This window comes from Rhodoblastus sp., assembly GCF_041915505.1.
GTDB lineage: Bacteria > Pseudomonadota > Alphaproteobacteria > Rhizobiales > Beijerinckiaceae > Rhodoblastus.
In genome coordinates this window covers 1-7,922 of the sequence record NZ_JAYSBG010000156.1, presented here as the reverse complement: position 1 = coordinate 7,922, position 7,922 = coordinate 1, and the positions used below count along the sequence as shown (strand labels likewise).

The 7,922-nt window shown below is 62.6% G+C and carries 8 protein-coding genes; 6 read left to right on the top strand and 2 right to left on the bottom strand.

Features of this window, described 5'->3' with window-relative positions; genetic code table 11:
• The first annotated feature begins 203 nt into the window (after window positions 1-203).
• Window positions 204-1,436 carry a peptidoglycan-binding protein gene (locus tag ACE3S9_RS11090; RefSeq protein ID WP_374546520.1) on the top strand — a complete coding sequence of 411 codons (1,233 nt, stop codon included), beginning with the start codon at window positions 204-206 and terminating at the stop codon, window positions 1,434-1,436.
• Between the two features lie 248 nt (window positions 1,437-1,684).
• Window positions 1,685-1,915: a hypothetical protein gene (locus tag ACE3S9_RS11085; protein ID WP_374546519.1), complete on the top strand. Its 231-nt coding sequence runs from the start codon at window positions 1,685-1,687 to the stop codon at window positions 1,913-1,915.
• A gap of 549 nt (window positions 1,916-2,464) precedes the next feature.
• Here ACE3S9_RS11085 and ACE3S9_RS11080 read toward each other — a convergent pair.
• On the bottom strand, window positions 2,465-2,755 hold the full coding sequence (locus ACE3S9_RS11080; RefSeq protein WP_374546518.1) for a hypothetical protein: 291 nt from the start codon (window positions 2,753-2,755) through the stop codon (window positions 2,465-2,467).
• A gap of 335 nt (window positions 2,756-3,090) precedes the next feature.
• On the opposite strand from ACE3S9_RS11080, the gene ACE3S9_RS11075 reads away from it, so the two are divergent.
• Window positions 3,091-3,567 (top strand): Crp/Fnr family transcriptional regulator, encoded by a 477-nt coding sequence (locus ACE3S9_RS11075; protein ID WP_374546517.1) that lies wholly within the window; start codon window positions 3,091-3,093, stop codon window positions 3,565-3,567.
• A gap of 350 nt (window positions 3,568-3,917) precedes the next feature.
• Here ACE3S9_RS11075 and ACE3S9_RS11070 read toward each other — a convergent pair whose 3' ends face one another.
• Window positions 3,918-4,052, bottom strand: coding sequence for a DUF4260 family protein (locus tag ACE3S9_RS11070; protein WP_374546522.1), 135 nt, complete (start codon window positions 4,050-4,052; stop codon window positions 3,918-3,920).
• Window positions 4,053-4,409: 357 nt separating this feature from the next.
• Between ACE3S9_RS11070 and ACE3S9_RS11065 the strand changes: the two genes are divergently transcribed.
• The 3 genes from ACE3S9_RS11065 to ACE3S9_RS11055 form a co-directional block, all read left to right on the top strand.
• The gene (locus ACE3S9_RS11065) at window positions 4,410-5,069 is read left to right on the top strand and encodes an ABC transporter ATP-binding protein (protein WP_374546521.1); all 660 of its coding nucleotides are present in this window, start codon (window positions 4,410-4,412) and stop codon (window positions 5,067-5,069) included.
• The gene (locus ACE3S9_RS11060) at window positions 5,066-7,534 is read left to right on the top strand and encodes an ABC transporter permease (RefSeq protein WP_374546516.1); all 2,469 of its coding nucleotides are present in this window, start codon (window positions 5,066-5,068) and stop codon (window positions 7,532-7,534) included. Before ACE3S9_RS11065 ends, ACE3S9_RS11060 begins: the two co-directional genes overlap by 4 nt.
• The coding region (locus ACE3S9_RS11055; protein ID WP_374546515.1) for a lipocalin-like domain-containing protein at window positions 7,524-7,922 on the top strand (399 nt) is incomplete at its 3' end. The genes ACE3S9_RS11060 and ACE3S9_RS11055, both read left to right, overlap by 11 nt.

The following is a 7,922-nucleotide window of genomic DNA, read 5'->3' as shown; positions in this document are numbered from 1 at the left end:
CTAGGCCCATCGGATTACCCACAGGATGGACGGCTCGCCAGCTCAAATTGCCTTGCGAAGGTTAAACCAAATCCGGTTGTAGCGCGATGGTTTCTTTTGGCGCAGGGATCATTCGGTTTTGGACGCCAGCTTGGCGCTCCGGGGAGCGCGCTGCGAGCGTCGAGCGGCGGATTCGCCGCCGAATAGCCGTGGCGGCCGCTTTCATGGCGCTGGTTGCGGTTTTGGCGCCCTGGCGGGCCGAGGCCGGGGGGCGGGTCGCCCTGGTGATGGTCGGCGAAGACTACCAGAAATTTCAAAAGTCGAATGTGAGCGCCAAGCAGGCGAGCGACATCGCCGAGGCGCTGCAAGCCAAGGGCTTCGACGTCCTCCTGAGCGCAAACCCGACCAATGCCCGCGCCCGCGCCAATCTTCTGGATTTCTCCCGCAAGACGAGCGATGCGGACCTGGCCGTCGCCTTTGTCATGGGCCACCTCGTCGCGGCGGGCGGCCAGAGTTATTTCCTCCCCGTGAACACGGAATTGGGCGTTTCCACGGATCTGTTCTCCCGCGGCATTTCCATTTCCTCCGTCGCTCAAATCGTCGGAAAGGCCAAGGCGGGAGCTGTGATCGTATTGATGACGGCGCCGAATTTCGAGACCGCGATCGCCGGACTCGATGCGCGCCCGCAGTATGCGACGGCAAATCCGACCTCCGTGGTCACGGTCTTTTCGTCCTCGTCCAAAGTATCCGTCTCCCGCATCGATATGGTGAGCGCGCAAGCGGCTGACGCCGTCGCAAAAGCGCTCCAGCGACCGGCGCCAAGTCTCGCGGACCTTGTCAAGGCGGCGTCCGCCGACGTCGGGGCCGTTTTTGGGGTTCCCGCGGAAGTCAGTCTGGCGAAGCCCAGCCCCGCGCCGGAAAGCGTTGCGTCGTCTGGCGCGGATTCGCTTCAGACCAAGCTTGAAACGGGCGCGGGGGGCGCTGCGCAAAACAAACAAAAAGGCCGCGCCGAATCCGAGCGACGGGCCCCTGATGACGAGGCTCAGGCGGACGCCGCCCGGCTCCAGCTCCAGCAGGCGAAAGTAGAATTGGAAAAGGCGAAGACGGAAACGCAACGAGCGCAAGCCGAAGCTTCGCGCGCGGAGGCTGAAGCTGCGAAGGCGAAGGCTGAGGCGCAGGCCGAACTCGCAAAGGCGCAAACCGTGACGGCGAACGCCTCGGAGCAAGGATCCGTCGCCGCCTCCGCTCCGATCGACGAAAAGCTGCTCGGCAAGAGGCAGCGCGAGCGCATCCAGGAGCGTCTGCGGGACATGAGCCTGTATACGGGGCCAATCGACTCGATCATGGGTCCCCTTACCCGTGAGGCCATCATGGGCTACCAGCGCAGCAGGGGCGCGAAGGTCACGGGTTATCTCACGCCCGAACAGTTCGAGGCGCTTCTGCCCAACGGCGGCTGAGACGACGGCTTTCTCTGGCGCATTGACCCTTGTCATCGGGGCAGGGCCAACGGAGCAGCCCTGACGATTTGATCCCATCCATCACTTGAGCGTGAACATGGCCGGCGACGGCGGCTTTTGTTCGCCCGCTGTGACGGAGACCACATCATCGAATGCCTGCAAATGCTCAACTGCTGGCCGGGTCGCACGGTTCTCATATCGAGCCCGTATGGCGACCGACTTCACGCAGAGCGATGCAGGAGCCGACCATGAACGCCACCGCCCATCTTCACCTCGGCGATTTTTCGCCACTCGAGTTCATGATCAGTCTCGATCGGGAACGATCCTTCGTCGTTCGCGAAAGGCGCGGGCGCAAGGGCGGCATATTCACTGAGCTTTCGAGTGCGATTCTGTTCGTCCGCGAAGAATGCCAAATGTTTGGATGCGCGGCGGTCATGAAATTCGACCAGAGCCTCGCCTGCATTCGCGCTGCGGGATGATCTTTGGCTCGTCGCTCATCCGTCTTCGACGCACCGGCCCTTGCTCCGATCCCATGTTCGGAGCCGCTAACGGAAAGAGATTTCCGCACCTTGTCGCGGCGGTGAGCCGAATGAGCCACAGCGATCGCGCAAAGAGATCGGCGGTCTATCGGCGATGGTCTCGTGTCGGCGATTCTCGCTGTAAGGTCGGCGCCAACGCTCCAGCTTTTCCCACGCGCAGGCAAGATCGCGCCCCGGTTTGGAGGACATCGTCCATTTGCCGGGAGGAGGTGGCTCGGCTCCGCTCACGCTGGCGACGCCGGATCGTTTGAGCCGCCGCCATTCGTTCGTCTGGCGCAATGATCATCACGGGAAAAAAATCGTCGGCCACGAGAGCCGATCTGTGACTCGATCACGATGAGAACCGCACAAAATCACATGCCGCGGATTTGAGCTGTCCCGACCAGCCTCCTGTCCATGACGCTCCGCAGCGCCGCGTTCCTGCGTCAGCGCATAGTCCCTCGCGTGGACCTTGCACGCAGCGCGCCGGATGCGTTCCGTGCTGGCGGCTCAGAGATAGGCCTCGCCGTCGGCGCCGCAATGCATCTCGGACAGCTTCCAGCCAGGACGCTCCTTGAGCCATTCGACGGCGCCGACCATGCCAGCCTTTAGCATGCAGGCGATTTCGTTGTCGGCGTCGAGCGGCCGCTTCATGCGCTCGCAACGGCCGGATCTGTCGCAGGCGAGAAACGAGACGGAATAATGCCGCTCTGCGTTGAATTCCTGCGCGCGAGTCCGATGCGCGGCGCAAACAAGCGTTGTCAGCGCGACGATGGCGACGAGAGGGGTTTTCATGAACATGACGGCCTCCTGGACGATCGAGTGATGGTCGAAATCGACCGCCCCGTTCTTGACATCGCCGCCACGGATCCCTGTTGCGCCGTCAAGCCGGGCGCACGCACAACCGAATTGCGACATAGCCGAAACGACAGGCTGTCTTATCGGGGAGGATATGTCGGAACGCCGCTTGCCGGCTGTGACCCAGTTCATACCGGAACAGCTTTGCATCTTCCGCGCGTTCATCAGGAACGCTCGCAGATTCGGGGCGGACAAGCGCCGCATGGAGAGCCGTCGCGTTGTCAGCCGAAGGCGATAACGCGCTTTCAAGTCCCCAAAGGGGCGCGTATATTAAGTCTATGGCTGTCAGCTCGCCCGATCTGAAAGCATTCTTGGTCTCGACCCCTTTCTTCGGCGGTCTCTCGGACGCAAGTCTCGATCTCTTCATCTCAATGCTGGTCGAACGGCGCTTCGACACCGGCGCCCGCGTCGTATCCGAAGGCGAACCGGGGCGCTCAATGTATATCGTTCGCGCCGGCCAGCTCGGGGTGAGCAAACGCGGAAAATCAGGGCGCGAGATTCGCATGGCGGTTCTCGGGCCCGGTGATTTTTTCGGCGAAATGACGCTTATCGAAATGCAGAATCGATCAGCCACAGTCATCGCGGAAAGCCCGATCGCGCTTTACGAACTCACGGCCCAAAACCTCTATGCCTATTACAAGGCCGACATTCACGCCTATGTGATGGTGATGCTGAACATGAATCGCGAGCTTTGCCGGCGGCTGCGCCGCGCCGACAGTCGCATTGCCGAGATGGCGGATGATTCACCGGAATGATGATGGACGGGATCGAAACGGCGGGAAAAAGCTTCTAAAACAGAATGCTATAATTGACGCGCCAGACCGTTTCGTAAATGTTGTGAGGCCGAGCTGCGTCGAAATCGGTGGTAAGGTTCGTGTCCCCGTCGCTGCGGCCGATGACAGGCGGAGGTCGACTCGTCGCGGCCGCAGGCATAAGGGCGCGAAAGGAGAGAATATGTTCTGGCGCTGCTTTGCTTTACATGCGACGCCGGCGCATTGAGACCTGCATCAGTTCGATCTCCTGATTTGCGCGCAACGTCGGAGACTATTTTCGACGCGTTGCGAGGTGAAGCGTCAGAACGCTGCAGCGTTCTCAGCCCCGTTCTTCAGCGATCGGCATTTCCGAGCGTCTTCCCCAAGGCCGTCTTGCGTGCGCCCAGATGTGTGAATGCAAAGCCCGCCGGATGTTTGAGACCGAAGCCCAGAAGGCGGTCCAGTCCGATATGCGCGGTCCAGACCACCGAGATCACATAAGGCGCGGAACCCGCATCAAGGCGCTAGGCCAACACCGCCGGCCGAGGCAGGCCCGAAAACCGCTATCCAGAAAGCGGCGATAAGCGCCACAACGCAACGCGCGCGTCACCGCATTATTCTTCCCAGTTAGATGGGGGCGTGGCCGCTGCTTCGCCAGCGTTTCCATCGCGAGGTTGCGCAGATGCTGGCTGCGGCCCCGAGATTGCGCGCGGGACCGATATTTCGTTATCGGCCGGCCGTTCGGAAGTGCTAAGACTGGCGCGCAACAAGGGCGCTAAAGCTTGAGCAGCACCGCTCCGACCGGGACGAGCTTTTCCAAGGCAGACGCAGCAGCGGCGACGTCGCTGCTGCGCGTCATCGGGTTGAAGAAGAGTTTTGTGACGCCTCAGGGGCCGCTCGCCATTCTGAAGGGCGTCGATCTTTCGCTCGATGCGGGCTCGAGCATCGCCATAATGGGGGAATCCGGCTGCGGAAAGAGCACGCTCGTGCATCTCATTGCGGGACTGGATGAAGCCGACGCGGGCGAAATCTTTGTCAACGGCGTCGCTGTCGCCGCGCTTTCGGACTTCGGCCTCGCCGCGCTCAGGCGGGAAACATTGGCCATCGTGTTTCAGCAGTTCAACCTGATTCCAAGTCTGACGATCCGCGCCAATATCGCTTTCCAGGCGCGTCTGGCCGGTCGTTTCGATCCGAAATGGCAAGAGGAGCTGATCGAGCGTCTCGGATTGGGAAATCTCACGGAACGTTATCCCGAACAGCTATCCGGTGGGCAGCAGCAACGCGCGGCCATTGCGAGAGCGCTTGCCGCGCGTCCGCGTCTGCTTCTGGCGGATGAGCCCACTGGCAATCTCGACGAAGCCACTGGCGACGATTTCATCAAGCTGGCGATCGAAGTCGTCGCCGCAACCGGCTGCGCTTTCTTGATGGTCACGCATAGCAGACGCCTGGCGGCCAGGCTTGAACGGCAAGTGAAACTCAGCTCGGGAGTGATCAAAGAGCTGTGAGACCATTTCTTTGGACGCTCGTCGCGCTCCTGAGCCACTGGCGCCGGCATCCGGCCAATTTTGCGGCGCTTCTCGTCGGCTTGGCGATCGCGACGGCGCTTTGGAGCGGCGTCCAGGCTCTGAACCAGCATGCGCGCGCGAGTTATGACCGCGCCGCCTCTCTGTTTGGAACCGCTGGCGTACAAAGCCTTGTCGCAGCGCGCGGCGGACTGATTTCGCAAGACCTGTTCGTCAAGCTGCGGCTGGCCGGCTGGAAGGTCTCGCCGGTGCTCGAAGGAACGATCCGGATTCGCGGCGCGCCATTCCAGTTGATCGGAATCGAGCCTTTGTCGCTGCCGCGCGGAACCGAGTTCGCGGGCGTGACCGACGAAAATGCGCTCGGCGACTTTCTCGAGCCGCCGGGGCGAACGATCGTCGCGCCCGAGACATTGCGCGAATTGGCGGCGCCGGAAGGCGCCTCGATCGTCGTCGATGGCGGCAAGACGCTGCCTCCGATCAAGGCGCTCTCCGGGGCGTCGCCGGGCATTCTGGTGGTCGATATAGGCGTCGCTCAAGCAGTGCTCGACAGGACCGGGCAAGTGTCCCGCCTGATCTTCAAGGAGAGTTCCGGCGATGGCGTCCCGTCGCTCGCGGGGGTCGCTGGCGATGCGCTCCGCGTCCTCCCCCCGCGCGAGGAGGCCAGCGACATGCGACGGCTCACCGACAGCTTCCATCTGAACCTCACAGCCTTCGGATTGCTCGCTTTTCTCGTCGGCCTTTTCATCGTTCACGCCGCCTTCGGCCTGGCTTTCGAACAGCGCCTCGCGATGGTGCGCACTTTGCGCTCGGTCGGCGTCTCGGCGCGGATTCTCGTCGCCGCCATGTTCGGCGAACTGACGCTGCTCGCGCTGATCGCCGGAGGCGCGGGCATGGGCCTTGGCTATGGGCTCGCCGCCGCGCTTTTGCCCGATATGGCCGCAAGTCTCGATGGGCTCTATGGGGTGCGGGTCGCGGGACGGCTCACGCTCGATCCGGCTTGGTGGATTTCAGGTCTGGGCATCGCTGTGATCGGCGCGCTGGCTGCGGCGGCGGGGGGCCTTTTCAAGGCTTTTCACTTGCCGGTTCTGATCGCGGCGCAGCCCTTCGCCTGGGGTCGGGCGGAGCAAATATTTCTGCGGCGCCGGTCCATTCTCGGCTGTTTTGGATTGGCCGCGGCTCTGGTCGCCTTTCTTTATGGCAAGGGGCTTTATGCGGCTTTCGGAGGGATCGCCGGCCTGCTCCTTGGCGCGGCGCTGTTGTTGCCGCTATTGCTCGCTGGCGCTTTGCGCCTCGGCGAGAAAACGTCGTCCGCACCGCTCGCGCAATGGTTCTGGGCCGACAGCCAGCAGCAACTCCCCGGTCTGTCGCTGGCGTTGATGGCGCTGCTGCTCGCTTTGTCGACCAATGTCGGCGTCGGCGCGATGGTCGAGGGATTTCGCAAGACGTTCACCCAATGGCTCGATGAACGGCTGATCGCGGAAGTCTATTTCGAAGCGGCGGGCGATGCCGAGGCGCGACGGATCGAATCCTGGCTTGAGCAGCGGCCGGACGTCGCCGCCATCCTGCCGGTTTCAAGAGCGACGATCCAACTGGAGCATTGGCCGGTGGATGTGGTCGGGATGAAGCCTCACGAAACCTATCGCCAGCATTTTCCGATGCTTTCGCAGGTCGTGGGCGCGTGGGACGAATTCGAGCGCGGCGAGGGCGTGTTTGTCAGCGAACAACTCGCGCGGCGACTGGATCTCGCCCTCGGGTCCATGCTCGAAATCCCGACCTCCGGCGATATGTGGCGCGCCAAAGTGGTCGGCGTTTTTCCCGACTATGGCAATCCGAAAGGACAGTTGCGGGTCGACTTCGCCTCGCTGATGCGACATTGGTCCGACACGCCGCGCAGGGCCTTTAGTCTCAGGGTGGCGCCGAAAGCGGTCTCGAATTTGATCGACGCCATGCAGACGGAATTCGGTCAGCAGATCGCCCGCATCAGCGACCAGGCCGCGCTCAAAAGACTGTCCATGACGATATTCGAGCGCACCTTCGCGGTGACGGCGGCGCTGAATATCCTGATGCTCGTCGTCTCCGCCATCGCGCTCTTCGCCAATCTGCTGACTCTCGGCAATGTTCGCCTCGCGCAGCTTGCGCCGGTCTGGGCTGTCGGAGTCACGCGCGGGCGCCTCGCGCAATTGGAATTCCTGCGCGTTCTTCTGCTCACCGCCGCCACTTCGGTTCTCGCCTTGCCGCTTGGGCTCGCTTTGGCGTGGTGCCTCGTCGCGGTGGTGAACGTGCAGGCTTTCGGCTGGCGTCTGCCGTTCCACCTTTTTCCGGCACAGCTCGCCCAAACCATCGCGCTGGCCTTGCTGACGGCCGCCGTTGCCGTGGTCTGGCCGGTCATTCGTCTGGTCAGAACCACGCCTGCCGACCTGCTCAAGGTTTTCGCCAATGAGCGCTAGACGCGCCCTGTTCATTCTCGCCGCATTCCTCGCGTCCTTGATCGAGACCAGCGCGTTCGCGGATGGCTTTGCGGGATTGGGCGGCGAAGCCAAGGGATTTGCCGAGGTCGTCGAAGGAACGCCGATCGTTTTCCCGCGCGATTTCGGCCCTCACCCCGCCTTCCGTACAGAATGGTGGTATCTGACCGCCAATCTCGAAGACGCCGCGGGCGCCGCTTATGGCCTGCAGTGGACGCTGTTTCGTCAGGCTAGCGCGCCGGGGGACGAGCGCCAGGGATGGGCGAACCAGAACATCTGGATGGCGCATGCCGCCGTCACAAGCGCGAAGGAGCATCTGTTCGCCGAGACCTTCGCCCGTGGCGGCGTCGGGCTGGCCGGCGTGACCGCC

What these genes read in the sequence shown, in the direction of transcription:
- ACE3S9_RS11090 (WP_374546520.1), top strand. Translation starts at nt 204, where the DNA reads ATGGCGCTGGTTGCGGTTTTGGCGCCCTGGCGGGCCGAGGCCGGGGGG.
- ACE3S9_RS11085 (WP_374546519.1), top strand. Translation starts at nt 1,685, where the DNA reads ATGAACGCCACCGCCCATCTTCACCTCGGCGATTTTTCGCCACTCGAG.
- ACE3S9_RS11080 (WP_374546518.1), bottom strand. Translation starts at nt 2,755, where the DNA reads ATGTTCATGAAAACCCCTCTCGTCGCCATCGTCGCGCTGACAACGCTT.
- ACE3S9_RS11075 (WP_374546517.1), top strand. Translation starts at nt 3,091, where the DNA reads ATGGCTGTCAGCTCGCCCGATCTGAAAGCATTCTTGGTCTCGACCCCT.